Annotated in this window: 21 protein-coding genes; 13 read left to right on the forward strand and 8 right to left on the reverse strand. The window is 71.5% G+C overall.

Annotated features, from left to right (window positions below; all coding sequences use genetic code 11):
- Nucleotides 1–25: 25 nt before the first annotated feature.
- Both C6W10_RS23915 and C6W10_RS23920 read left to right on the forward strand, forming a co-directional pair.
- Nucleotides 26–844 carry an MBL fold metallo-hydrolase gene (locus C6W10_RS23915; protein WP_107260690.1) on the forward strand — a complete coding sequence of 273 codons (819 nt, stop codon included), beginning with the start codon at nt 26–28 and terminating at the stop codon, nt 842–844.
- 62 nt (nt 845–906) lie between these two features.
- Nucleotides 907–2,580: an alkaline phosphatase gene (locus tag C6W10_RS23920; RefSeq protein WP_107260691.1), complete on the forward strand. Its 1,674-nt coding sequence runs from the start codon at nt 907–909 to the stop codon at nt 2,578–2,580.
- An 85-nt stretch (nt 2,581–2,665) separates the two neighbouring features.
- Here C6W10_RS23920 and mdh read toward each other — a convergent pair whose 3' ends face one another.
- Together mdh and C6W10_RS23930 are read right to left on the reverse strand one after the other, a co-directional pair.
- Nucleotides 2,666–3,616 (reverse strand): malate dehydrogenase, encoded by a 951-nt coding sequence (mdh, locus tag C6W10_RS23925; RefSeq protein WP_107260693.1) that lies wholly within the window; start codon nt 3,614–3,616, stop codon nt 2,666–2,668.
- Between the two features lie 131 nt (nt 3,617–3,747).
- Entirely contained in the window at nt 3,748–4,629 is an 882-nt protein-coding gene (locus C6W10_RS23930) for a bifunctional methylenetetrahydrofolate dehydrogenase/methenyltetrahydrofolate cyclohydrolase (protein WP_107260695.1), read from the reverse strand.
- Nucleotides 4,630–5,103: 474 nt separating this feature from the next.
- Here C6W10_RS23930 and C6W10_RS23935 point away from each other — a divergent pair, with 474 nt between their 5' ends.
- From C6W10_RS23935 to C6W10_RS23960, 6 genes are all read left to right on the forward strand, one after another.
- The gene (locus C6W10_RS23935) at nt 5,104–6,735 is read left to right on the forward strand and encodes an ABC transporter substrate-binding protein (protein ID WP_107260697.1); all 1,632 of its coding nucleotides are present in this window, start codon (nt 5,104–5,106) and stop codon (nt 6,733–6,735) included.
- A 101-nt stretch (nt 6,736–6,836) separates the two neighbouring features.
- The gene (locus C6W10_RS23940; RefSeq protein WP_107260699.1) at nt 6,837–7,775 is read left to right on the forward strand and encodes an ABC transporter permease; all 939 of its coding nucleotides are present in this window, start codon (nt 6,837–6,839) and stop codon (nt 7,773–7,775) included.
- A 13-nt stretch (nt 7,776–7,788) separates the two neighbouring features.
- A complete protein-coding gene (locus C6W10_RS23945) occupies nt 7,789–8,715 on the forward strand; it encodes an ABC transporter permease (protein WP_107260701.1) in 927 nt (308 codons plus the stop codon).
- 4 nt (nt 8,716–8,719) lie between these two features.
- Nucleotides 8,720–9,766 (forward strand): ABC transporter ATP-binding protein, encoded by a 1,047-nt coding sequence (locus tag C6W10_RS23950; RefSeq protein WP_107260703.1) that lies wholly within the window; start codon nt 8,720–8,722, stop codon nt 9,764–9,766.
- Nucleotides 9,753–10,796, forward strand: coding sequence for an ABC transporter ATP-binding protein (locus C6W10_RS23955; protein ID WP_107260705.1), 1,044 nt, complete (start codon nt 9,753–9,755; stop codon nt 10,794–10,796). The genes C6W10_RS23950 and C6W10_RS23955 overlap by 14 nt, the downstream gene beginning before the upstream one ends.
- A 287-nt stretch (nt 10,797–11,083) precedes the next feature.
- Nucleotides 11,084–11,548: a hypothetical protein gene (locus C6W10_RS23960; RefSeq protein WP_107260707.1), complete on the forward strand. Its 465-nt coding sequence runs from the start codon at nt 11,084–11,086 to the stop codon at nt 11,546–11,548.
- Nucleotides 11,549–11,565: 17 nt separating this feature from the next.
- Here C6W10_RS23960 and purH read toward each other — a convergent pair whose 3' ends face one another.
- A complete protein-coding gene (purH, locus tag C6W10_RS23965; RefSeq protein WP_234361398.1) occupies nt 11,566–13,764 on the reverse strand; it encodes a bifunctional phosphoribosylaminoimidazolecarboxamide formyltransferase/IMP cyclohydrolase in 2,199 nt (732 codons plus the stop codon).
- Nucleotides 13,765–14,041: 277 nt separating this feature from the next.
- Between purH and C6W10_RS23970 the strand changes: the two genes are divergently transcribed.
- Together C6W10_RS23970 and C6W10_RS23975 are read left to right on the forward strand one after the other, a co-directional pair.
- Nucleotides 14,042–14,284: a CD225/dispanin family protein gene (locus C6W10_RS23970; RefSeq protein ID WP_234361399.1), complete on the forward strand. Its 243-nt coding sequence runs from the start codon at nt 14,042–14,044 to the stop codon at nt 14,282–14,284.
- Nucleotides 14,285–14,313: 29 nt separating this feature from the next.
- The gene (locus C6W10_RS23975) at nt 14,314–14,877 is read left to right on the forward strand and encodes a DUF4190 domain-containing protein (RefSeq protein WP_107260711.1); all 564 of its coding nucleotides are present in this window, start codon (nt 14,314–14,316) and stop codon (nt 14,875–14,877) included.
- A gap of 124 nt (nt 14,878–15,001) precedes the next feature.
- On the opposite strand, the gene C6W10_RS23980 is transcribed toward C6W10_RS23975, so the two are convergent.
- The 4 genes from C6W10_RS23980 to C6W10_RS23995 all read right to left on the reverse strand — a co-directional run bounded on the left by C6W10_RS23980 (nt 15,002) and on the right by C6W10_RS23995 (nt 19,418).
- Nucleotides 15,002–16,339: a DUF6350 family protein gene (locus C6W10_RS23980; RefSeq protein ID WP_234361400.1), complete on the reverse strand. Its 1,338-nt coding sequence runs from the start codon at nt 16,337–16,339 to the stop codon at nt 15,002–15,004.
- 169 nt (nt 16,340–16,508) lie between these two features.
- Complete coding sequence (gene sucD, locus C6W10_RS23985; protein ID WP_107260713.1) at nt 16,509–17,396, reverse strand: succinate--CoA ligase subunit alpha; 888 nt, start codon at nt 17,394–17,396, stop codon at nt 16,509–16,511.
- 1 nt (nt 17,397) lies between these two features.
- Nucleotides 17,398–18,576 (reverse strand): ADP-forming succinate--CoA ligase subunit beta, encoded by a 1,179-nt coding sequence (sucC, locus tag C6W10_RS23990; RefSeq protein WP_107260715.1) that lies wholly within the window; start codon nt 18,574–18,576, stop codon nt 17,398–17,400.
- 434 nt (nt 18,577–19,010) lie between these two features.
- Nucleotides 19,011–19,418, reverse strand: coding sequence for a cobalamin B12-binding domain-containing protein (locus C6W10_RS23995; protein WP_107260717.1), 408 nt, complete (start codon nt 19,416–19,418; stop codon nt 19,011–19,013).
- A gap of 448 nt (nt 19,419–19,866) precedes the next feature.
- Between C6W10_RS23995 and C6W10_RS24000 the strand changes: the two genes are divergently transcribed.
- Both C6W10_RS24000 and C6W10_RS24005 read left to right on the forward strand, forming a co-directional pair.
- Entirely contained in the window at nt 19,867–20,592 is a 726-nt protein-coding gene (locus C6W10_RS24000) for a M23 family metallopeptidase (protein WP_107264236.1), read from the forward strand.
- A gap of 269 nt (nt 20,593–20,861) precedes the next feature.
- Nucleotides 20,862–21,686 carry a M23 family metallopeptidase gene (locus C6W10_RS24005; RefSeq protein WP_107260718.1) on the forward strand — a complete coding sequence of 275 codons (825 nt, stop codon included), beginning with the start codon at nt 20,862–20,864 and terminating at the stop codon, nt 21,684–21,686.
- 45 nt (nt 21,687–21,731) lie between these two features.
- Here C6W10_RS24005 and pcrA read toward each other — a convergent pair whose 3' ends face one another.
- A complete protein-coding gene (pcrA, locus tag C6W10_RS24010; RefSeq protein ID WP_107260720.1) occupies nt 21,732–24,137 on the reverse strand; it encodes a DNA helicase PcrA in 2,406 nt (801 codons plus the stop codon).
- Between the two features lie 324 nt (nt 24,138–24,461).
- Here pcrA and C6W10_RS24015 point away from each other — a divergent pair, with 324 nt between their 5' ends.
- Nucleotides 24,462–24,785 carry a chorismate mutase gene (locus C6W10_RS24015; protein ID WP_107260722.1) on the forward strand — a complete coding sequence of 108 codons (324 nt, stop codon included), beginning with the start codon at nt 24,462–24,464 and terminating at the stop codon, nt 24,783–24,785.
- Nucleotides 24,786–24,790 lie beyond the last annotated feature (5 nt).

The raw sequence follows: 24,790 nt of genomic DNA on the forward strand, positions 1-24,790 counted from the left end.
GCCGGGCGCCCGTACACTGCCTGCCATGCTCAGCCGTTCCGTGGGCCCGGTCACCGTCGTCGCGCTGCCGGACGCCGAGGGGCTGTTCTTCCAGCCCCGCACCGAGGCGTTCCCGACCGCCACCGCCGCACACTGGCGGCTGGCCGACGAACGCGACCCGGGCGCGGTGACCGCCGACGGGCAGTGGCGACTGCCGTTCCGCTGCTTCGCGCTCCGCTTCGACGACGGCCCCGCCGCCGGCCGGGTGATCCTGGTCGACGCCGGCATCGGCCCGGCCGACGCCCCCGCCCGGAGCTGGGCCCCGGTCCCCGGCCGGCTGCCGGCCGAACTCGCCGCCGCCGGCATCGCGCCGGAGCAGGTCGACACCGTGGTACTCACCCACCTGCACACCGACCACGTCGGCTGGGCGGTCACCGGAGATCCGGGTACGCCGTACTTCGGCAACGCCCGCTATCTGCTGCAACGGGCCGAGATCGCGGCGTTCCGCCGACACGACCCCTCCGGGGTGGCCGGCTACCTGCTCGACCCGCTCACCGCCGCCGGACAGCTCGACGCGCTCGACGGCGACCTGCGGCTCGCTCCCGGGGTACGGATCGTCGCCACCCCCGGCCACACCCCCGGGCACCAGTCGGTGCTGGTCGAGCACTCCGACCAGGCGCTGCTGCTCACCGGCGACCTACTGGTGCACGCGGTGCAACTGGTCGCGCCCGAGCTGCCGTACGCGCACGAGGACGACCCGGTCACCGCCCGCGCCTCCCGGGAGCGGCTCCTCGCCGAGCTGGCCGCCCGGCCGGCCGGCACGCTCGGCACCCCGCACCTGAGTACACCCTTCGTTCCGCTGTAGTACTGCTTCAGGTCGATTGTTACCGGTGGCATGCTTCGCCCCAGCTGCGCAGCATCGAGGGCATGACTCCTGCGTACCCGTTCAACCGCCGACGCTTCGTCTCGGCGGCCGGTGCCGCGACCGCCGGCCTGGTGGTCGGACCGATGCTGCTCGACCAGACGGGGGCGGCGGCACACATCCCGTCCCATGCCGGCGGACCGCTGCCGACCGGCCTCTTCACCCTCGGGGTCGCCTCCGGTGACCCGCTGCCGGACGGCGTGGTGCTCTGGACCCGCCTCGCCCCGCAGCCGCTGCTCGGCGGCGGCATGCCGGACCGGCCGGTACCGGTGCACTGGGAGGTCGCCGAGGACGAGCGGTTCCGCCGGATCCGTCGCCGGGGCACCGCGCTCGCCGTGACCGAGCTGGCCCACTCGGTGCACGTGGAGGTCTCCGGGCTGCGCGCCGACGCCGAGTACCACTACCGGTTCCGGGTCGGTCGGGAAAACTCCCCGGTCGGCCGTACCCGGACCGCACCGGCGGCGCACGCCCGGCCCCGGCGACTGCGGTTCGCGTTCGCGAGCTGCCAGGACTACCAGGCCGGGGCGTATACCGCGCACCAGCACCTGGCCGAGGAGGAGCTCGCCTTCGTGGCGTTCCTCGGCGACTACATCTACGAGAACCGGCCGAATCCGGCGGCGTACCGGGTGCACCAGGGCACCGACGAGCCGTACTCGCTGACCGACTACCGCAACCAGCACGCGCAGTACAAGACCGACCCTGACCTGCAACGGGCGCACGCGGCGTTCCCGTGGGTGGTCACCTTCGACGACCACGAGCTGGACAACAACTGGGCCGACGAGATCCCGCAGGATCCGGCCCAGCAGACCCCGGAAGCGTTCCGGGAACGCCGCAGAGCCGCCTTCCAGGCGTACTACGAGCACATGCCGCTGCGCCGGTCGGCCCTGCCCCGCGGCCTGGACCTGCGGCTCTACCGCCGGTTCCGCTTCGGCGACCTGGCCAGCGTGCACGTGCTGGACACCCGGCAGTACCGCAGCGACCAGCCGGCCACCCTCGCCGACGCGCAGAACCCGGAGCTGTCGATGACCGGGCCGGAGCAGGAGCGCTGGCTGGTGCACGGGATGCGGTCGGCCGGCAGCCGCTGGAACCTGCTGGCCAACCAGGTGATGTGGGCGTCCAACGACCGGCAGGCCGGTCCGGGGCAGACCTTCGACCTGGACAACTGGGACGGCTACCGGGCGCAGCGCCGCCGGCTGCTGGAGTTCTTCGGCTCCGGCCAGGTGGCCAACCCGGTGGTGCTGACCGGGGACCGGCACTGCACCTGGGTCTGTGACCTGAAGCCGGACTTCGACGACCCGGCCTCACCGGTGGTCGGCGCCGAGATCACCGGTACGTCGATCACCTCGGGCGGCAACCCGGACACCGCCGCCTTCCACCGCACGTACGACCCGATCATGGCGGAGAGCCCGCACTGGAAGTACATCGACAACCAGCGCGGCTACCTGGTCTGCGACGTGACCCCGGAGCGGATGCTCAGCTCGTTGCGGCTGGTCGACACCGTCTGGGCGCCCACCGCCACGGTGCGGACCGCCGCCGAGTTCGTCGTGCTCGCCGGTGAGCCGGGCATCTCGGTGCTCAGCCAGGAGGGCCCGGCCGCCACCGCCGCCGCGCGCAGCCGGGCGAGCACCGGCCCGACCTATCAGGTGACCGAGCACCAGGACTCCTTCCCGCTGCGCTGACCGGCGGTCCGGCGGGCTCGGAACGGGAGGAAGCAGGCGGGGCCCGGCGTACGGACACGCCGGGCCCCGCCGTAGTGCTGATCGATCACATGTTGGCGACGTCGGCCTGCTTGGCCCGGACCGCCTCCGCGGCGGCCTTCAGGCTCTCGATCTCGTCGGCGTCCAGCGGCGTCTCCACGATCCGGCGTACGCCCTCCCGGCCTATCTCCGCCTCGACACCCAGGTAGACCCCGGAGATGCCGAACTCGCCGTCGACCCAGGCGCAGACCGGCATGACCTCGCCGGAGTCGGTGGCCACGGCCCGGGCCATCCGGGCGGCGGCGGCCGACGGCGCGTAGTACGCCGAACCGGTCTTGAGCAGCGCGACCACCTCGGCTCCGCCGTTGCGGGTGCGTACCACCAGCTCCTCGATCTGCTCCGCCGGCATCACGTCGCGCAGCGGCTTGCCGTCCACGGTGCTGCGGGACGGCACCGGCACCATCGTGTCGCCGTGCGAGCCGAGGGTGAGGGTCCGGACCGAGCCGACCTTCACGCCGAGAGCCTCGGCGACGAAGTTGGTGAACCGGGCGGTGTCGAGCATGCCGGCCTGGCCGAGCACCCGGTTCCTGGGGAACTGGGTGGCGATCTGGGCCAGCGCGGTCATCTCGTCCAGCGGGTTGGAGACGACGATGACCACGGCGTTCGGGGCGTACTTGGCGACGTTCTCGGCGACCTGGCGGACGATCCGGGCGTTGGTCTCCAGCAGGTCCATCCGGCTCATGCCCGGCTTGCGGGGCAGCCCGGCGGTGATCACGACGACGTCGGAGCCCTCGATCTGCTCGTAGCCCTCGCCGCCCTTGCCGGTCGTCACGCCGACGACCTTGGTCTCGAAGCCCTCGACCGGGCGCGACTGGTTGAGGTCCAGCGCGATGCCCTCGGGCTTGCCCTCGATGATGTCGGTGATCACGACAGTGTCGAAGACGTCGTACTCCGCCAGGCGCTGCGCGGTCGTCGAGCCGTAGAAGCCGGCACCGACTACGGTGACCTTTTTGCCCATGGTCGTCCCACTCCCTGATACCCGTCTGGTTATTTCCGGACGGTATCAGTCAGGAGTGTTCGGTTTTGGCCAGGGGCGGAATTGCCTGCCGTCGCTCACATCCGCCGGACGGGCGGGACCGGGCGCCGACCTCAGCCCTGCTCGGCGGACTCCAGCCCGGCCTCGGCCCGCTCCACCACGTTGGCCAGCAGCATCGCCCGGGTCATCGGGCCGACCCCGCCCGGCATCGGTACCAGCTTGCCGGCCACCTCGGCGACGTCCGGACCGACGTCCCCGGTGTAGCGGCCCTTGCCGTCCGCACCGATCACCCGGGTGATCCCGACGTCGACCACCACCGCGCCCGGCCGGACCATGTCGGCGGTGAGCAGTCCCGGCACGCCGGCCGCCACGATCACGATGTCGGCGGCCCGGGTGTGCGCGGCCAGGTCGAGGGTGCCGGTGTGGCAGAGCGTCACGGTGGCGTTCTCGCTGCGTCGGGTCAGCAGCAGCCCGAGCGGCCGGCCGACGGTGTTGCCCCGGCCGACCACCGCCACCTCGGCGCCGCGCAGCGGCACGTCGTGCCGGCGCAGCAGCTCGACGATGCCGCGCGGGGTGCAGGGCAGCGGCCCGGGATAGCCGAGCACCAACCGGCCGAGGTTGACCGGGTGCAGCCCGTCGGCGTCCTTGTCCGGGTCGATCATCTCCAGCACCCGCTGGGTGTCGAGCTGCGCCGGGAGCGGGAGCTGCACGATGTAGCCGTGGCAGGCCGGGTCGGCGTTGAGTTCGGCGACCGTGGCGTCGACCTGTTCCTGGGTGGCGTCGGCCGGCAGCTCGCGGCGGATCGAGGCGATGCCGACCTCGGCGCAGTCCCGGTGCTTGCCGTTGACGTACGCCTGGGAGCCGGGATCCTCGCCGACCAGTACGGTGCCCAGCCCCGGCACGACGCCCCGATCGGCGAGCGCCTTCACCCGGTCCCGGAGTTCGTCCTTGATGTGTGCCGCGGTCGCTTTGCCGTCGAGAAGGGTCGCCGTCACAGCCAGATCGTCTCACGCGGTACGGCGGGTCGGCCCGGCACCCGGCTGGTCGGTACCGGGATCGGCCACTCGGCCAAGGCCCCTTCGGCCGGGCGACCGGCACGGGATGCTAACTATACGTAGCCGTGTTCTTAGTCACGCTCAGTGAGATCTTGTGGAGTTGTCCACAATATGGAAGACGCGATCAGGGCGAATACGGATTAATCTCCGAGGCGGCGTTGCCCGGCTCACACCGCCCAGCCCGTACCGTTGGGCCGGATAAGTTCCGGATGACCGAATCTGCGGATCGGCCGGGCCAGCCTTCCGATAGCAGCTCACCCGGCATATGTGCAAGTCCTGTCGGGGGGCTGTGTTACTGACTCGTAATCATCCAGTTTGGCCAGGGGTCCTGCTCCGACCTACCTTTGCCGAGCGTTGCACAGCGTTACCTCTGTGTGGGGACGGCTGCTCAGCGTAAGGAGACGAGGAGGCTCAATGCAGGTTCGTAGGCTCGCTGCCTGGACCGCCCTCCCCCTTGCCGCGACCCTCGGCCTCGTGGCCTGTGGCGGGGGCGGCGACTCGGGGGAGAGCGACCCGAATGCGACGGTTTCGATCCAGATCGCGGAACCGCAGCACCTGATCCCGACCAACACCAACGAGTCGAGCGGTAACCAGGTGCTCTCCGCCCTGTTCACCCCGCTGGTCGACTACGACGAGCAGAACAAGCCGTTCGAGGTCGCCGCCGAGTCCGTGAACTCGACCGACAACGTGACCTGGACGATCAAGCTGAAGGACGGCTACACCTTCCACAACGGCGAGAAGGTGACCGCGGACAGCTACATCAACGCCTGGAACTACGGCGCCTACGCGCCGAACGGGCAGGGCAACAGCTACTTCTTCGAGAAGATCGCCGGCTACGAGGACCTCCAGTCCGAGGACCCGGACGGCGACGGCCCGCAGAAGGCGCCGGAGCCGAAGGCGACCACGATGAGCGGGCTGAAGAAGGTCGACGACCTGACCTTCACGGTGACGCTGGCCAAGCCGTACACCGAGTTCAAGACCGTGCTCGGCTACACCGCGTTCTACCCGCTGCCGGCCGCCGCCTTCTCGGCACCCGGCGTGATCAAGGACGGCTTCGAGGACGCCCCGATCGGCAACGGCCCCTTCAAGATGAAGGGCACCTGGCAGCACGACGCCAAGGTCGAGGTCGAGCGCTACGACGCGTACCCGGGCGAGAAGCCGAAGGTCGCCGGTGCCGAGTTCCGGATCTACCAGCAGCTCACCGCCGCGTACGCGGACGTGCTCTCGGACAACCTCGACGTGGACGTGACCGTCCCGACCGAGAACCTGAGCACCGCGGCCACCGACCTCGGTGACCGGTTCAAGCAGAGCCCGGCCTCCTCCTTCCAGTTCGTGGCCTTCCCCACGTTCGAGGAGGAGTTCAGCAAGCCGGACGTCCGCAAGGCCGTCTCCATGGCGATCGACCGGGACGAGATCAGCAAGTCCATCTTCAAGGGGTCGCAGATCTCGGCGCGCTCGTTCGTCTCCCCGGTGGTCGCCGGCTACCGCGACGACACCTGCGGCGAGGCCTGCGAGTTCAACCCGGGCAAGGCCAAGGAGCTCTACCAGGCCGCGGGTGGACCGAGCGAGCTGAAGATCACCTACAACGGTGACGGCGGGCACAAGGACTGGGTCGACGCGACCTGCAACCAGCTCAAGGCCAACCTGGGCGTGGAGTGCGTGGGTGTCGCCGAGCCGAAGTTCTCGGACCTGCTGACCAAGGTCGACAACAAGCAGCCGGTCGGCCTGATCCGGCTGGGCTGGCTGATGGACTACCCGTCCATGGAGAACTACCTCGGCCCGCTGTACACCACCAACGGCTCGTCGAACTACTACGGGTACAGCAACCCGGAGTTCGACCGGCTGGTGCAGGAGGGTACGACGGCCGCGACCGCGGACGAGGCGGTCAAGAAGTACCAGCAGGCCGAGGACATCCTGGCCGCCGAGATGCCGGTGATCCCGCTCCGGTTCGGCCAGAACGTCTACGCGCACTCGACCCGGGTCAAGAACGTCGAGGTCGACCTCTTCCAGGTCGTCGACATGACCAAGATCGAGGTCGTCAGCTGAGCTGACCGCACGGCCGGTCCGGGCCACCCGGTAACTCCTCGGGTGGCCCGGACCGTTTCCCGCACACCGCGCCCCAGCCATCCCCACGGAGAGTAAGCAGCATGTTCCGCTACATCGTGCGGCGCCTGCTTCAGATGGTCCTGGCCTTCTTCGGGACCACTCTGATCGTCTACGCGCTGATGTTCGCCGGACAGGGTGACCCCATCCAGGCACTCGCCGGTGAGCGCCCGGTCAGCGAGGCGCAGCGGGCGTACCTGACCGAGAAGTTCCACCTCGACCAGACCGGTGTCGGTGGGTTCTTCTACCGCTACTTCGACTACGTCGGCAACCTGCTCCGGGGCGACCTCGGTGACTCGCTCACCGGCCGGGAGATCGGCGACATGCTGGCCCAGGCCTGGCCGGTCACGGTGAAGCTCGCGATCATCGGACTGCTGGTGGCGATCGTGGTCGGCGTCACCGCCGGGGTCATCGCCGGGCTTCGCCGGGGCGGCATCTTCGACAACGCCACCCTGGCGCTGACCCTGCTGGTGCTCGGCATCCCGACCATCGTGCTGGCGCCGCTCGCCCAGTACTTCCTCGGCGTCAAGCTGCCGCTCTTCCCGCCGACCGCCGGCTCCGATCCCAGCATCTACGCCCTGCTGCTGCCCGGCATCGTGCTCGGCTCCCTGTCGCTGGCCACCGCGCTGCGGCTGACCCGTACCTCGGTCGCCGAGAACCTGCGCTCCGACTACGTACGGACCGCGAAGGCCAAGGGGCTGCCGGTGCGCCGCATCGTCAGCGTGCACGTACTCCGGAACTCGCTGATCCCGGTGATCACCTTCCTCGGCGTCGAACTCGGCAACCTGATGAGCGGCGCGATCATCACCGAGGGTGTCTTCAACATCCCGGGCGTCGGGTTCAACCTCTTCCGCGGCATCAAGACCGAGGACGGCCCGCTGGTGGTCGGCCTGGTCAGCGTGCTGGTCGTGGTCTATCTGGTGTCGAACCTCGTGGTGGACGTCCTCTACGCCGTCCTCGACCCCCGCATCCGGTACGAGTGAGGGATCAACAGGCATGAGTGAGCTTGAGACTGTCGCCGCGGCCGGGACGGCCGGCGGCAAGGCCGGGACCGACCCGGCCGCCCGGCCGCGCAGCCTGGCCGGCGACGCCTGGCGCGACCTGCGCCGCAACCCGATCTTCTGGATCTCCCTGGTACTGGTCCTCGCCGTCACCGCGATGGCGGCCGTCCCCGGCCTCTTCACCGCGAACGACCCGCACGACTGCACGCTCGCCCGGCAGCACGCCGGCCCCGGCGGCGGCGCCCCGTTCGGGTACGACTTCCAGGGCTGCGACATCTACGCCCGCGCCGTCTTCGGTGCCCGGGCGTCGCTGCTGGTCGGCGCCTTCTCCGCACTGGTCACCGGGCTGATCGCGATCACCGTCGGCATGCTCGCCGGCTACTTCGGCCGGTGGGTCGACGCGGCGCTCTCCCGGGTGATCGACGTGGTCCTCGGCATCCCGCTGCTGCTCGCCGCGATCGTGATGCTCAAGCGGATCAGCAGCGACAGCCCGAACGTCCGGATCGTCGCGGTGATCTTCGTACTCGCGATCCTCGGCTGGACCACCGCCGCCCGGGTGATCCGCTCTTCGGTGATCAGCGCCAAGCAGCAGGACTACGTGGCGGCGGCCCGGATGCTCGGCGCCGGCAACGGCCGGACCATGTGGCGACACATCCTGCCCAACTCGCTGGCCCCGGTGATCGTGGTGCTGACCATCGCACTCGGCTCGTTCATCGCCGCCGAGGCGACGCTCTCCTTCCTCGGCATCGGCCTGAAGGCCCCGACCATCTCCTGGGGCATCGACATCGACGCCGGGCGGACGCACATGCGGGAGTCGGCGGTCCCGCTGGTGGTGCCCTCGACCTTCCTGGCGCTGACCGTACTGGCCTTCATCATGCTCGGCGACGCGATCCGCGACGCCTTCGACCCGAAGCTGCGGTGACCACATGACGGTTTACCTGAACGAACGAAGCGGACTCGGCGACCGGCGGCCGGCCGGGGACGACGGCGGGCACCTGCTGGAGGTACGGGACCTCTTCGTCGAGTTCCGCACCCGGGACGGCGTCGCCAAGGTGATCAACGGCGTCTCGTACCACCTGGACGCCGGGGAGACCCTGGCGGTACTCGGCGAGTCGGGCTCCGGCAAGTCGGTGACCGCCCAGGCGATCATGGGCATCCTGGACATGCCGCCGGCGGTCATCCCGTCCGGCCAGATCCTCTACCGCGGTACCGACCTGCTGAAGCTCGGCGAGGAGGAGCGCCGGAAGGTACGCGGCAAGCAGATCTCGATGATCTTCCAGGATGCGCTCTCCGCGCTGAACCCGGTCTTCCCGGTCGGCTGGCAGATCGGCGAGATGCTGCGGCTGCGCGAGGGAATGTCCCGGGCCCAGGCCAAGCGCCGGGCGATCGAGCTGATGGAACTGGTCAAGATCCCGGCCGCGAAGCAGCGGATCGGGGACTACCCGCACCAGTTCTCCGGCGGCATGCGCCAGCGCGTCATGATCGCGATGTCGCTGGCGCTGGACCCGGCGGTGCTGATCGCCGACGAGCCCACCACCGCGCTGGACGTGACCGTGCAGGCGCAGATCATGGACCTGCTCGGCGAACTGCGCCGGGACCTGAACATGGCGATGATCCTGATCACCCACGACCTCGGGGTGGTCGCCGACGTCGCCGACCGGATCGCCGTGATGTACGCCGGCCGGATCGTCGAGCACGCCGACGTGCACTCGCTGTACGAGGCACCGGCACACCCGTACACCAAGGGGTTGCTGGAGTCGATTCCCCGGCTCGACCTCAAGGGCCAGCGGCTGACCACCATCAAGGGGCTGCCGCCCAACCTGATGCGCATCCCCAGTGGATGCCCGTTCCACCCGCGCTGCCCGTACGCCCGACAGGAGTGCGTCGACGTCGTGCCAACGAGCCGGTCGCTCGGCAACGGCCGGACCAGCGCCTGCCACTTCGCCCAGGAGGTCCTCGATGGCACCCTCTGACCAGCAGACCAGCCCGGCCAAGCCGCGCGGCGAGACCGTGCTGCGGGTCGAGAACGTCGTCAAGCACTTCCCGATCACCCAGGGCATCGTCTTCAAGCGGCAGATCGGCGCCGTCAAGGCGGTCGACGGGGTCAGCTTCGAACTGAACCGGGGCGAGACCCTCGGCATCGTCGGCGAGTCCGGCTGCGGCAAGTCGACCCTGGCCAAGCTGCTGATGCGGCTGGAGACGCCGACCTCGGGCCGGGCGATGCTGGAGGGCCGGGACCTGTTCAAGCTCTCCGGCGGGGAACTGCGCCGGATGCGCCGGAACGTGCAGATGGTCATGCAGGACCCGTACACCTCGCTGAACCCGAGGATGACGGTCGGCGACATCATCGGCGAGCCGTTCGACATCCACCCGGACGCGGCGCCGCGCGCTTCCCGCCGGCAGCGGGTGCAGGAGCTGCTGGACCTGGTCGGGTTGAACCCGGAGCACATCAACCGCTATCCGCACCAGTTCTCGGGCGGGCAGCGGCAGCGGATCGGGATCGCCCGGGCGTTGGCGCTCAAGCCGGAGATCATCGTCTGTGACGAGCCGGTGTCGGCGCTGGACGTCTCGATCCAGGCGCAGGTGATCAACCTGCTGGAGAGCCTCCAGGACGAACTCGGGCTCTCCTACATCTTCATCGCGCACGACCTGTCCGTGGTGCGGCACATCGCCGACCGGGTCGCGGTGATGTACCTGGGCAAGATCGTGGAGATCGGTACCGAGGACGAGATCTACGAGCGGCCGACGCATCCGTACACCCAGGCGCTGCTCTCGGCGGTGCCGGTGCCGGACCCGAAGGCCCGGGCGCACCGCGAGGTCATCCGGCTCGACGGTGACGTGCCGTCGCCGGCCAACCCGCCCTCGGGCTGCCGGTTCCGCACCCGGTGCTGGAAGGCGCAGGAGATCTGCGCCACCCAGGAGCCGCAGCTCGTCCTCCGTGCCGTCGAGCCGCACCCGTCCGCCTGCCACTTCGCCGAACTCAAGCAGCACGTCGTCTCCTGACCGCCCGCTCCGGCCGGCGGGCCCTGGTTCCGACCGGGCGGCCGTCGGCCTGGTCGTGCCTACCTCTGGCGGAGGCTGTCGAGCTGGGTGCGCAGGCGGGGCGCGACAATCCCGACATCGCGTCGCCTACACCGGCGGGAGCACAAGCGGGGCAGCTCGACAGTCTCCAGTTCGGACACTGTCCGGGAGGAGCGTCGCCGGACCGACCGGTACGGCGACGGTGGAGAGGCCGGGAACCACACAATGGTTTCCGGCCTCTCCCCTACATGGCACGAAGAGTCGTACCCGTGACGATGGTTCTGCTCGCCCTGGCGGTTCCGCTGGCCGGGTGTGGTGCGGAACCGCCGCCCACCGTCGGCCCGACGGGAAGCCGCGCGGCGGGCGTGGCCGATCCGGGCGCCACCTGCCCGGCCGCCACCGGGGTGGCGACCGAGGTGCCAGGGGTCGCGGACACCGGACACTCGTTCTGGGCCCTGCTGTTCCCACGCGGTGGCCCGAGCCTGCACAGCGGCCGGGAGGAGAAGATCGTCTGGCGGATGACCGGCTCCGGAAGCTTCAGCGTCCAGGCCACCGGCCCGGACGGGGTCACCGTCGAGCCGGTCTGGGGCCCGACCCGACACGACGGCAGTACCTGGACCAGGCCGGGTGACGAGTGGGGCACCGGATGGAACTTCCCCGCCGCCGGCTGCTGGACCGTACGGGCCAGCCGGTCCAGTGGCGCGACCGGCAGTCTCGTGCTGCGGGTCGGCTGACCGCACGTCAGGGGCGGTCAGTGGAAGAAGTGCCGGGTGCCGGTGAGGTACATGGTGATCCCGGCCGCCGTCGCCGCCGCGACGACCTCCTCGTCCCGCACCGAGCCGCCGGGCTGGACGACCGCCCGGACCCCGGCGTCGATCAGCACCTGGAGCCCGTCCGGGAACGGGAAGAACGCGTCCGAGGCGGCGACCGCGCCCCGGGCCCGCTCGGCACCGGCCCGGGAGACCGCCAGGTGCGCCGAGTCGACCCGGTTCACCTGACCCATCCCGACCCCGACGGTCGCACCCTCGGCGGCGAGCAGGATCGCGTTGCTCTTCACCGCCCGGACGGCCCGCCAGGCGAAGGCGAGATCGGCCAGGGTCGACTCGTCGGCCGGCTCCCCGGTGACCAGCCGCCAGCCGGCCGGATCGTCACCGGGCGCGTCCACCCGGTCGGCCATCTGCACCAGCGCGCCCCCGCTGACCGGGCGCCACTCCGCCGGGTACGGCGCCCAGGCGGGCGCGCGCAGCAGCCGGATGTTCTTCTTGCCGGAGAGTACGTCCACCGCACCCGGCTCGAAGTCGGGTGCCACCAGTACCTCGGTGAAGACCTCGGCGACCTGCTGCGCCATCTCGACCGAGACCGGCCGGTTAACCGCGATCACCCCGCCGAACGCGGAGACCGGGTCGCAGGCGTGCGCCCGGCGGTGCGCCTGCGCCACGTCGGCACCGATCGCGATGCCGCACGGGTTGGCGTGCTTGATGATCGCCACCGCCGGCCGGTCGGCGAAGTCGTTCACCGCCCGCCAGGCCGCGTCCGCGTCGACGTAGTTGTTGTAGGACATCTCCTTGCCGTGCAACTGCTCGGCCTGGGCCAGCCCGGGCGGGGAGGCCGGGTCGACGTAGAGCACCGCCGCCTGGTGCGGGTTCTCGCCGTACCGCAGCGGGGTCGGCGCGGTCAGCACCTGACCGGCGAAGGTCGGCCACTCCTGCTCCGCCGGCCCGGTCCGCACCGCGAACCAGTTCGCCACCGCCACGTCGTACTCGGCGATGTCGGCGAAGGCGCGGGCCGCGAGCTGCTGGCGCTGCCCGGCGCTGAAACCGCCGTCGGCCAGGGCGGCCAGCACCGACGGGTACGCCGACACCGACGTCACCACCGCGACCGAGGCGTGGTTCTTCGCCGCCGCCCGGACCATCGCCGGCCCACCGATGTCGATCTGCTCGACGCACGCGTCGAAGTCCGCGCCGGACGCCACCGTCTCGGTGAACGGGTAGAGGTTCGACACCAGCAGGTCGAACGGGGCGATGCCCAGCTCGCCGAGCTGCGCCGCGTGCCGTTCCAGCCGCAGGTCGGCCAGGAGCCCGGCGTGCACCTTCGGGTGCAGCGTCTTGACCCGGCCGTCGAGCACCTCGGGGAACCCGGTCAGCGTCTCGACCGGGGTGACCGGGATCCCGGCCCCCTCGATGGTCGTCGCCGTGCTGCCGGTGGAGACGATCTCGACTCCGGCGTCGTGCAGCGCCCGGGCCAGCTCGACCAGCCCGGTCTTGTCGTAGACGCTGAGCAGCGCGCGCCTGATCGGCCGCCGGCCGTCCGCGCCGGAACTCGTGTCGCTCACTCCGATCGTGACCTTCCTTCCAGTGATCGTCCAACCCTCCCGGAGCAGCCGGCCGACCTGCGTGACGAGCTGCCGTCGCTCGGCCACCTTGATCCGCTCGGTGAGGGTCTCCTCGTCGTCGTCGTCGAGCACCGGCACGGCCACCTGGGCGATGATCGGCCCGGTGTCGACACCGGCGTCGACGAAGAACAGGGTGGCCCCGGCGAGTTTCACCCCGTAGCCGAGGGCGTCGCGCGGGCCGTGCATGCCGGGAAAGGCGGGCAGCAGCGAGTTGTGCGTGTTGACGTACCGGTCGCCGAAGGCCGCCAGGAAGTGCGGGCCGACCAGCTTGAGGAAGCCGGCCGAGACGACCAGGTCGGGTTCGTACTCGGCGACGTGTGCGGTGAGCGCCCGGTCCCACTCCTCGCGCGTCGGATACGCCCGGACCGGATCGACGAAGGTGGGTACCCCGGCCGAGGCGGCCCGGTCGAGCCCGGCGATGCCGTCCCGGTCCGCGCCGACGGCGACCACCCGGACGCCGTACGCCGGGTCCGCGCAGGCGTCGAGGAGGGCCTGGAGGTTGCTCCCGGAGCCGGAGACGAGGACGACGACGCGGGCTGCCGACACGGGCTCAGTCACCCCAGCACCCTACCGGGCAGGTCAGGCCGACTCCCCGGCGGCGCGACCCGCGCGGCGTCACCGGAGAGCGCGGTGTCGATCACGATCGGCATGTCGGGCGGCGAGCGGGCCACCAAAGTGGCGTTGATTAGGTACGCTGCCGGACGCTCGGGGCAGTGACCTGTCCCCGGAGATACCCCCTCGGTAATTTCATACATGCGCTGAGTGCAGGCCAAGGAGCCCAACACACATGCAACCCGGTTACCCCTCACACCCGCCGCAAGAGATCAACAACAACATGACGATGTCCATCGTCGCGATCTTCCTGTTCTGGCCGCTGGCCATCCCGGCCATCATGAACGCCTCGAAGGTGAACCCCCTGCTCCAGCAGGGCAACTACCAGGCGGCCCAGGCCGCCGCCGCCGAGTCCCGCAAGTGGTCGAAGCTGGCCCTGATCATCGGCATCTGCCTCTGGGCGGTCTCGCTGATCTGCTGCGTCATCAGTTTCATCATCAGCGCCAACTCGGCGTCGAGCATCTAGTCTGAAAGACCTGTCGAAGGAGTCTTGTCATGCAGCCCGGCTACCCAGGTCAGGACCCGTACGGGCAGCAGCCGTCGGATCCGAACGCACCGCAGCACCAGGATCCGTACGCGCAGCCACCGCAGCCGACCTCGGGCCAGCCGTACGGGCAACCGACCTCGGGCCAGCCGTACGGACAGCCGACCTCGGGCCAGCCGTACGGACAGCCGCAGTACCAGGACGCGCAGCAGCCGTACCAGGACCCGTACGGTCAGCAGCCGATGCCGGGCCAGCCCTACGGCGCGGCACCCGGTTACCAGACCGGCGGATACGCGCCGGGCGGCGGGCAGAACAACACCCTCGGCCTGATCGCGATGATCGTCGGCATCATCTCGATTCCGGCGGCGTGCTGTGCCGCGCTGGGCATCATCGCCGGCATCGCCGGTGTCGTGCTCGGCTTCCTCGGCCGGGGCAAGGCCAGCCGGGGTGAGGCCAGCAACGGGGGTCAGGCGCTGGCCGGCCTCATCTGCGGCGCCGTCGGCCTGCTCCTCGGGGTGGTCAACGTGATCCTGGCGGTCGTGCTGAACGTCAACGGCTTCAGCTACACGCCGTGACCACCGGCCGGGCGGCACGCGGCCGTCCGGAGAGGTGACGGTCCGCGAGTCGTGACAGCCACATCGGGGCGCCCCGGAGTTCTCGGGGCGCCCCGAGCGCGTTCCGGCCGGCGCGGCCGGCGGCTCAGCCCCGGGCGAGGGCCCGGGTCGCGGCGGCGCCGATCAGGGTGCCGACCAGCACCACGACGGTCGCCCCGGCGGCAACCTGCCAGTGCGCCGGCCCCACCTCCGCGAGCCGGCCGCCGCCGAGCGGGCCGCCGGAGAGCAGCGCCGCCACCCCGAGTACCACCCCGGCGACCGGGCCGCCGACCGCCGCCGCGCCCAGCAGCGCGCCCCAGCCGGGCGGTGCCACGTTCCGTTCGGCCGCCGAACGCATCCGGCGGCGGGCGAGCAGCCAGCCCGCGGCCATGCCGGCCAGCACCGGTACGGCCAGCACGACGCCGCCGACCCCGCCGAGCGGACCCTGCGGCAGCCCGGCCAGCAGGGGTACGGCCGGCAGCGCTCCGATGGAGACCTCGGAGGTCCGGACCACCGTGTCGGTGCCGATCGCGAAGCCCGGCCCGAGCAGATAGCTGGCCGCCCAGACCGCGGCGTTCGGCGCGTAGCCGAGACTGACCAGGGTGATGCCCGCCTGGCCCAGCACACCGGTGCGGTAGGCGCCGATCATGTCGCCGGCCTCCCCGCCGCCGGTGGCCACCGCCAGTCCGGCCACCCCGGCACCGGCCCCGAGCAGCAGCATGGCGGCGACCACCCCGGTACGCAGCCCGTCCCGGAGCACCAGCGGAGTACGCCGGGCCACCGCCGCCAGCACCCCGCTGGCCCGGGCCGCGCCGAAGAACGCGGCGAGGGTGCCGAAGCCGGCCAGCGTCAGCACGGCGCGTACGGGGTCGGCGGTCGGCCCGGCGCCGCCGAGCAGCAGCGCGGCGAGCCCGCCGATGACGCCGTACCCGATGCCGACCGCCACCGCGACGGCGAGTGCCCGGCCCGTGCTCGGCCGTTCCCGGACCCGGACGGCCCGGCTGACGTGCACCCCGGCCCGGTTCAGCCGCCAGGCGGCCAGCATGGCCAGGGCGAGCGGCGGCAGGCCGAACGCCCCGGCGTCGGTCTGTAGTGGCACGCCGTGCCCGAGCAGCCAGCCGGCCAGCCCCAGCCGGGCGGCGCCGACGACCTCGCCGCCGCCCTCGGCGAACCGGGCCACCCCGAGCACCACGGCGACCGGCAGGTAGCCGACCAGCGCCGCCCAGCCGGCGGCGACCGCCGCCGCGACCGCCAGCGGGGCCCGGCCGCGCCGTGCCGCCCCGCCCGGCCTCGGCCGGGGCACCCGGTGCGGCCCGGCCGGTGGCTCCCCGGCCGGCCGGCCCCGGCGCGACTCCCGGCCGTCCGCCGGCCTCGCGGCAGCGGCCGGCTCGGCCGGCTCGGTCTCCGGCGACTCCGGCCGGTCGGGAACGGTGGGTGGTGGCATCAGCGCCTACTCTGGCACGGCGGCGGGTCGGCCGGTTCGCGACACCACCGTACGGATGGGCGAGGCCGGCGCGATATCCGCTTTGTCCCCGCCGGAAGCCCGGTCGTGCGGGGTACGGAACGGGGTGGCCGGCACAGGCCGACCACCCCGGTGAGAATCCGTCGACGGCTCAGCCGCCGGACATCAGCTCGCGCATCAGTCGCGCGGTCTCGCTCGGCGTCTTGCCGACCTTGACCCCGACCGCCTCCAGGGCGGCCTTCTTCGCGTCGGCGGTACCGGCCGAGCCGGAGATGATGGCCCCGGCGTGCCCCATCGTCTTGCCGGGCGGCGCGGTGAAGCCGGCGATGTAGCCGACCACCGGCTTGGTGACGTTGGCCTTGATGAACTCGGCCGCCCGCTCCTCGGCGTCACCGCCGATCTCACCGATCATCACGATCGCGTCGGTCTCGGGGTCGGCCTGGAACGCCGCGAGCGCGTCGATGTGGGTGGTGCCGATGATCGGGTCGCCGCCGATGCCGACGCAGGTGGAGAAGCCGATGTCGCGCAGCTCGTACATCATCTGGTAGGTCAGGGTGCCGCTCTTGCTGACCAGGCCGATCCGGCCCGCACCGGTGATGTCGGCCGGGATGATGCCGGCGTTGGAGGCGCCCGGCGAGGCGATGCCGGGGCAGTTCGGCCCGATGATCCGGGTCCGCTCCCCCTGCGCCACGTTGTACGCCCAGAACGCGGCGGTGTCGTGCACCGGTACGCCCTCGGTGATCACCACGGCGAGCGGGATGCCGGCGTCGATCGCCTCGACCACGGCGCCCCGGGTGAACTGCGGCGGTACGAAGATGACGCTGACGTCGGCACCGGTGGCCGCCATCGCCTCGGCGACGTTGGCGAAGACCGGCAGCTCGACGTTGTCGAAGGCGACCTTCTGGCCCGCCTTGCGCGGGTTGACCCCACCGACGACGTTGGTACCGGCCGCCAGCATCCGCCTGGTGTGCTTCATCCCCTCGGAGCCGGTCATCCCCTGTACGACGACCTTGGACTCCTTGGTCAGCCAGATAGCCATCTCACACCCCCGCAGCCGCGAGCTCGGCGGCCCGCTGGGCCGCGCCGTCCATAGTGTCCACCCGCTGCACCAGCGGGTTCGCGGCGCCGTCGAGGATGGCCCGCCCGGCCTCCGCGTTGTTGCCGTCGAGGCGTACCACGAGGGGCTTGTCGACCGTCTCGCCGCGCTCGGCGAGCAGGGCCAGCGCCTGGATGATGCCGTTGGCGACCTCGTCGCAGGCGGTGATCCCGCCGAAGACGTTGACGAAGACGCTGCGTACCGACGGGTCGGAGAGGACGATCTCCAGGCCGTTCGCCATCACCGCGGCGCTGGCGCCGCCGCCGATGTCGAGGAAGTTCGCCGGCTTGACGCCGCCGTGCGACTCGCCCGCGTACGCCACCACGTCGAGGGTGGACATCACCAGGCCGGCGCCGTTGCCGATGATGCCGACCTCGCCGTCCAGCTTGACGTAGTTGAGGTCCTTCTCCTTGGCCCGCTGCTCCAGCGGGTCCACCGCGGCCTGGTCGACCAGCGCCTCGTGGTCGGGGTGCCGGAAGCCGGCGTTCTCGTCGAGCGAGACCTTCGCGTCGAGGCAGAGCACCTTTCCGTCGGCCGTCCGGGCCAGCGGGTTCACCTCGACCAGGGTGGCGTCCTCGGCCACGAACGCCTGCCACAGGCGTACCGCGATCGGCACGATCTGGTCGGTCAGCTCGGCGGGGAAGCCGGCGGCCTCGACGATCTCCCGCGCCTTGGCCTCGTCGACCCCGGCGTTGGCGTCGATCGTCACCTTGGCGACCCGCTCCGGCGTCTCGGCGGCCACCTGCTCGATGTCCATCCCGCCGGCCACGCTGGCGATGCAGAGGAAGGTGCGGTTGGCGCGGTCGAGCAGGTAGGAGAAGTAGTACTCCTCGGCGATGTCCGCGGTCACGGTCAGCATGACCTTGTTGACCGTGTGGCCCTTGATGTCCATGCCGAGGATGTCGGTGGACCGGGCCACCGCCTCGTCCGGCCCCTCGGCCAGCTTGACGCCGCCCGCCTTGCCCCGGCCGCCGACCTTCACCTGAGCCTTGACGACCACCCGGCCGCCGAGGCGCTCGGCGATCGCGCGGGCCTCCTGGGGGGTCGTCGCGACACCGCCGGCCAGCACGGGCAACCCGTGCCGCTCGAACAGCTCACGCCCCTGGTATTCGTACAGGTCCACGATTGCGCGTCCCGTCCCGTCTCCGCGGCGCGCCGTCGCACCGCCGCCAGCGTGTGAATGAGTTGGGCCTGCTGTAGGCACGAACAGGCCGTCGGCCGCAGCCTAGCGAGGTGAGCACGCCCGGCATCCACGTGGGTGCTCGGTGTGCGGTAACGCACAGCAGGCCGGCGGGTCGGTGTGGCCGCCGACCTGGGGCGGCGGGGAAAAGATTTCCCGGGCGGCGTAACCCGGCGTAAGGGACGTCGTTGAGTCTGATGTCGGAGCGCTGGGGGAGCGCGATGACGGAGACGGCCGATGCCCTGTCGGTCGAGGGGTGGCGGCGGGGCATCGCGCATAGAGAGGCCGGACGTGTGAGGGGTGCGTCCGGCCTCTCCCCCATCTCCGGACCCGGCGCCCCGGCCCGTACCACTCGGCGCGCCGGCGGGGTGGCAGGGTCAGCCGATCACCGGCTGGCCGACGTTGTCGCGGACCCACTCCACGATCGAGCCGGTGGTGGCGCCCGGGGTGAAGATCTTCGCGACGCCGAGCCGCTCCAGCTCCGGGATGTCCGCGTCCGGGATGATCCCGCCGCCGAAGACGACGAGATCCGTCACGTCCCGCTCGGCGAGCAGTTCCAACACCCGGCGGAACAGCGTCATGTGCGCACCGGAGAGCACCGACAGGCCGACCGCGTCGGCGTCCTCCTGGATCGCCGTCTCGACGATCTGCTCGGGCGTCTGGTGCAGACCGGTGTAGATGACCTCCATGCCGGCATCCCGCAGGGCCCGGGCGACCACCTTCGCACCCCGGTCGTGCCCGTCCAGGCCGGGCTTGGCGACGACCACCCGGATCCGAGAACTCATCAGCGCAACACCTCTCCAGGACACCGGTCAGAGTTACCTTAACGAACGGTAACCCGGTTGCCGGCCGCCCGGGAACTCCCCGCGGCGACGAGCCCGGAAGCGGCGGGGTCCGGGGTACCCGGCAGCCGTCCGGCGACACCCCTAGGGAGGCCACCGAGCGGGCTCTCCCGCGGGTCGGATCGATGACACACCGCTGCATCAGAAGTAACCGAGAGTTACTAACGAGGCCGGTCGCAAAAGGTTACGAGATATGGCATTCCATGACGCACAACCGCACAGCGAACCGGCAATCTGGCGCTGCGACTTGTGGCGCGCCTAGGGGTTGGTTACCGTGGCCCACGGTTGTCATCAGGTCTACGACCCGGCGACAACGCGGTCAACCGGAGTTCACTTCGATCGTCGAACATCGGTCACGGTCGCAACACTGACCCGACAACGGAGGGTGTGCGTGCGCCAGCGCCTGTCGTCTGAGCCCGATCGCTATCGAGGGCGACGCCGCGTCCCCACACCCCCGCGCAGCCGCTACGCCGCCGTCGTCACCACGGCTTTCGTCGGAGCCGGCGTCGTCGCGCTCGGCGCGGGGGCTCTCCCCGACGCCAAGGCGGTCAGCCCGTCCGCACTGGCGGACCTGGAAAAGGCCGCCGCCACCAGCGAGGACCTGAGCGCGCGGGCCGCCGACGCCGAGCGGCCGTCCCGGGACGACCGGGGCGACGACGGACTCGCCTCCACCCTCGCCGCCGCGCCCGACGTCTGGCGGCTCCCGCTCGACAAGTACAGCTTCACCTCGCCGTACGGCATGAAGTGGAACAAGCTGCACGCCGGCATCGACCTGGCCGCCCCCGAGGGGACCCCCTACCACGCGGTGCACGCGGGCACGGTGACCAAGGCCGGCTGGTTCGGCGGGTACGGCTACTGCGTCATCGTCGAGCACGCCGACGGCACCGAGTCGATCTACGGGCACTCCTCGAAGCTGCTGGTCACCGAGGGGCAGGAGGTCAAGGCCGGCGACCAGCTCGGCCTGGTCGGCAACACCGGCCACTCCTACGGCTCACACCTGCATCTCGAGCTGCATGTCAAAGGCAAGCCGACCGACCCCATCCCCTACCTGCGGGACCGGGACGTGGACATTCAGCTACAAGTCGACGATCCGTACGCCGGCGTAGCCGCCTCCTGACGCGCCGTCACGCCGCATTACCGCCCGACCGAGACCGGTTGGGCGGTTTTCTTTCGCCCAGGGTCCGGCGAAGTTTCCTGCGCCACACCGGTCGATGTGACGGACAGCACAGCCGAACCACCTGCCAGACGGGTCGACCGGGTCGATTCACGGCATAACCCCGGCGCTGCCGTCCGGCCCCCGGCCGTGCTCGACGACCCGGGGCGGAGCGGGCAGCACGGCGCCGACCACCATTTCCGGGTCCACTCCGCTACCAGAAGGGACCCGTCGTGCCGGAGACCGATCCGACCCAGCCCGAGCCGACCGATGACCGGGCCGCCGAGCCCACCGCGCCCCGGCGTACCGGAGGATCGGGCGTCGCCCGGCACCGGGTCGGCGGCCGGCGCCGGTACCTCGTACCCGGACTGGTCGCACTGCTCGGCCTCGGCGTGGCCGGCGCGGTGACCGCGGTGGCCCTCGGCGACGACCGGCCGACCGACCGGGTGTCGGTGGCCGAGCAGGAGTCGGCCCGGGCCGACGCCGCGCAGCGCGCCGACCGGTCCGCACGGGAGGACACCGCCCCGACGACCTCCCCGACCCCGAGCGCGACCGCGACGCCGACCCCGGCCACCACCGCGACCACCCGGCCGCCGACCCCGAAGCCGAGCCGGAGCAGCGCCTCCGCGAAGGCGGCCAGCCCGACCGTCCGGAAGGCGGCCGCCTGGGTCGACCCGATGCCGGGCGCCGGCGTCACCTCCTGCTACGGGATGCGCTGGGGGACGATGCACGCCGGCATCGACCTGGCGATGCCGGCCGAGACCCCGATCCGGGCCGCCGGAGCCGGCACGGTGGTCGACGCCGGCTGGGCCTTCGCCGGGTACGGCATCTCGGTGGTCGTCGACCACGGCAACGGCTGGCTCACCCACTACGCCCACCAGAGCCGGACCGTGGTGAGCGTCGGCGACCGGGTCAAGCCCGGCCAGGTGATCGGGTACGAGGGTGCCACCGGCGACGCCACCGGACCGCACCTGCACTTCGAGGTGCACAACGGGCTCTGGAACCAGGTCGACCCGGCGCCGTGGATGCGGGCCCGTGGGGTCGACCTGGGCTGCTGAGCCCGGTCGGCGGTCGAGCGGGAACTCGGGCCGCCCGGCGGACGGTCAGAGCTTGTCGATCGGGGCGTGCCGGAGCACCAGCCAGAGCGTCTGGTCACCGAAGTCGATCTGCGCCCGGGCACCCGAACCGTGCCCCTCGACCGCCAGCACCCGGCCGAGACCGTAGCGCTGGTGGTTGACCCGATCCCCGGCGGCAACCTTGGGCGGCTGCTTCAACTCGCTCGCCGTACTGAGCCGACTGCCGTCGATGCCGAGCCGCGAGGCGAGCTGGGCGGCCTTCGGCGTACCCCCGGAGAAGCCGCCGCCCCGGTAGGCGCCGGAGCGGTCCTCGGAGCCGGACCGGCCACCCACCCCGCCGCCGGTCCCCGACCACGAGGTGTAGGCGGCCCCGGTGCGTTCCCAGCGGACCAGGTCGCCCGGCAGCTCGTCGACGAACCGGGACGGCGGGTTGTAGGACGGCTGCCCCCAGGCCGACCGGGTCACCGCCCGGGAGAGGTAGAGCCGCTTGCGGGCCCGGGTGATCCCGACGTACGCCAGCCGGCGCTCCTCCTCCAGCTCGCGGTTGTCGCCGAGCGCCCGCAGGTGCGGGAAGACGCCGTCCTCCAGGCCGGTCAGGAAGACCACCGGGAACTCCAGCCCCTTGGCGGTGTGCAGGGTCATCAGGGTGACCACGCCCTGGTGGTCGGGGTCGTCCGACGGCACCTGGTCGGCGTCGGCGACCAGCGCCACCTGCTCCAGGAAGCCCGCCAGGGTGGCACCCGGACCGCCCTCCTCGGCCAGCGCCTCCACCCGTTCGGTGTACTCCCGGGCGACGCTGACCAGCTCCTGGAGGTTCTCCACCCGGCCGGCGTCCTGCGGGTCGATGCTCTCCTCCAGCTCGCCGAGGTAGCCGGAGCGGGTGAGGGCCGCCTCCAGCACCTCCTCCGGCAGGGCGGTCTCGGCCAGCTCCCGCAACCCGTCGAGCAGGCTGACGAACTCGGCGATCGAGTTGGCCGCCCGGGTGGAGATGCCGGGCGCCTCGGCGGCCCGGCGCAGCGCGGCGCCGAACGAGATCCGGTCCCGGGTGGCGAGCGCCTCCACGCAGGCCTCGGCCCGGTCGCCGATGCCCCGGCGGGGGGTGTTCAGGATCCGCCGGATGCTCACCGTGTCGTCGTCGTTGACCACGGCGCGGAGGTAGGCCAGGGCGTCTCGGACCTCCTTGCGCTCGTAGAACCGGACCCCGCCGACCACCTTGTAGGGCAACCCGACCCGGATGAAGACCTCTTCGAAGACCCGGGACTGCGCGTTGGTGCGGTAGAAGACCGCCACGTCGCCCGGGCGGGCCGCGTCGGAGTCGCAGAGCCGGTCGATCTCCCGGCCCACCCAGTCCGCCTCGGCGTGCTCGGTGTCGGCGACGTAGCCGACGAGCTGCTCCCCCGCGCCTTCCTCGCTCCAGAGCCGCTTCGGCTTGCGCGAGCTGTTCCGCTCGATCACCGCGTTGGCGGCGTTCAGGATCGTCTGGGTGGAGCGGTAGTTCTGCTCCAGCAGGATCGTCCGGGCGTCGGTGAAGTCCCGTTCGAACTCCAGGATGTTCCGGATCGTCGCGCCCCGGAACGCGTAGATCGACTGGTCGGCGTCGCCGACCACGCAGAGCTCGGCCGGCTCGACCCCGGGCGTACCGCCGACCAGCTCCTTGACCAGGGTGTACTGCGCGTGGTTGGTGTCCTGGTATTCGTCGACGAGTACGTGCCGGAACCGGCGACGGTAGCTCTCGGCGACGTGCGGGTGCGACTGGAGCAGGTGCACCGTCGTCATGATCAGGTCGTCGAAGTCGAGTGCGTGCGCCTCGGTCAGCCGCCGCTGGTAGAGGGTGTACGCCTCGGCCAGCGCCCGCTCGTTCGGCCCCTTCGCCCGGGCGGCGAACGTCTCCGGGTCGACCAGTTCGTTCTTCAGGTTGGAGACCTGGGTGGTCAACCCCCGGGCCGGGTAGCGCTTCGGATCGAGGTCCAGCTCCCGGGTGACCATCTGCATCAGCCGGCGCGAGTCGTCGGCGTCGTAGATCGAGAACGTCGACTTCAGCCCGGCGTGCTCGTGCTCGGCCCGCAGGATGCGTACGCAGGCGGAGTGGAACGTCGACACCCACATCAACCGGGCTCTCGGCCCGACCAGCGCGGCGACCCGGTCCTTCATCTCCCCGGCCGCCTTGTTGGTGAAGGTGATCGCGATGATCTGTCCCGGATGCACGTCCCGGGCGGCGAGCAGGTAGGCGATCCGGTGGGTCAGCACCCGGGTCTTGCCCGAGCCGGCGCCGGCCACGATCAGCAGCGGCGCCCCGGAGTGGGTCACCGCGTCCCGCTGTGGCCCGTTCAGCCCGGCCAGCAGGGCCTGCGGGTCGGGGCCGGACGGCCGGTGCCGGGGCGCGTCCGGGGCCGGAGGGACGGAGGGCGGCGGAGGTTCGAAGAGAGCATGCATCGCCCCGCGAGTCTATGCCGCCGGGGAGACAACGTACGCCTGCGCCGGGCCCGTACCCGGCTCCGCCGCCCCGGGTACCGCTCCCGCCGGGCGCTCCGGCGGCGGTCCGCGGGCATCGCCGATGTGCTTGCCAAGACACCGCTGGCTGGGCATACTCAAACCCGTGATCCGTCGGGCGCAGGCTTACTTTTACTACGGCTCCGGGAGTCCGGCAGCCGTGGGTCGCGCCTGAACATGACCTACGAAAAGCCCCGGGCTCCTGGAGCCCGGGGCTTTTCGCGTCGGGATCCAGGCACCGGGGGCCTAGCTGGCAAGGAGGACCCCATGGCGACAGAGGTGGCGGCAGAGGTGGCAGAGCTTCCGGCGAACGGCGCCGAGCCCGAGACCGGGACGACCGCGCCGGAGGCCGCGCAGCACATCCTCGGGCTGCGGGAGCGGATCGACGAGATCGACGGTGAGCTGATCGCCCTCTGGCAGGAGCGCGCGGCGCTCTCCCAGCAGGTCGGCCGGACCCGGATGGCCTCCGGCGGCACCCGGCTCGTCCTCTCCCGGGAGCGCGAGATCCTGGACCGGTTCCGGGAGGCGCTCGGCGCCGACGGTACCCAGCTCGCCCTGCTGCTGCTCCGGGCCGGCCGGGGCCCGCTCTGAGCCGT

Source organism: Plantactinospora sp. BB1 (genome assembly GCF_003030385.1).
Lineage (GTDB): Bacteria > Actinomycetota > Actinomycetes > Mycobacteriales > Micromonosporaceae > Plantactinospora.

Coding starts and splice junctions, on each gene's coding strand:
- mdh (WP_107260693.1), bottom strand. CDS start 3,616: ATGGGCAAAAAGGTCACCGTAGTCGGTGCCGGCTTCTACGGCTCGACG.
- C6W10_RS23980 (WP_234361400.1), bottom strand. CDS start 16,339: ATGCCACCACCCACCGTTCCCGACCGGCCGGAGTCGCCGGAGACCGAG.
- C6W10_RS24015 (WP_107260722.1), top strand. CDS start 24,462: ATGGCGACAGAGGTGGCGGCAGAGGTGGCAGAGCTTCCGGCGAACGGC.
- C6W10_RS23920 (WP_107260691.1), top strand. CDS start 907: ATGACTCCTGCGTACCCGTTCAACCGCCGACGCTTCGTCTCGGCGGCC.
- C6W10_RS23945 (WP_107260701.1), top strand. CDS start 7,789: ATGAGTGAGCTTGAGACTGTCGCCGCGGCCGGGACGGCCGGCGGCAAG.
- C6W10_RS23940 (WP_107260699.1), top strand. CDS start 6,837: ATGTTCCGCTACATCGTGCGGCGCCTGCTTCAGATGGTCCTGGCCTTC.
- C6W10_RS23915 (WP_107260690.1), top strand. CDS start 26: ATGCTCAGCCGTTCCGTGGGCCCGGTCACCGTCGTCGCGCTGCCGGAC.
- pcrA (WP_107260720.1), bottom strand. CDS start 24,137: ATGCATGCTCTCTTCGAACCTCCGCCGCCCTCCGTCCCTCCGGCCCCG.
- C6W10_RS23935 (WP_107260697.1), top strand. CDS start 5,104: ATGCAGGTTCGTAGGCTCGCTGCCTGGACCGCCCTCCCCCTTGCCGCG.
- C6W10_RS23970 (WP_234361399.1), top strand. CDS start 14,042: ATGACGATGTCCATCGTCGCGATCTTCCTGTTCTGGCCGCTGGCCATC.
- C6W10_RS23975 (WP_107260711.1), top strand. CDS start 14,314: ATGCAGCCCGGCTACCCAGGTCAGGACCCGTACGGGCAGCAGCCGTCG.
- C6W10_RS23950 (WP_107260703.1), top strand. CDS start 8,720: ATGACGGTTTACCTGAACGAACGAAGCGGACTCGGCGACCGGCGGCCG.
- C6W10_RS23995 (WP_107260717.1), bottom strand. CDS start 19,418: ATGAGTTCTCGGATCCGGGTGGTCGTCGCCAAGCCCGGCCTGGACGGG.
- C6W10_RS23955 (WP_107260705.1), top strand. CDS start 9,753: ATGGCACCCTCTGACCAGCAGACCAGCCCGGCCAAGCCGCGCGGCGAG.
- sucD (WP_107260713.1), bottom strand. CDS start 17,396: ATGGCTATCTGGCTGACCAAGGAGTCCAAGGTCGTCGTACAGGGGATG.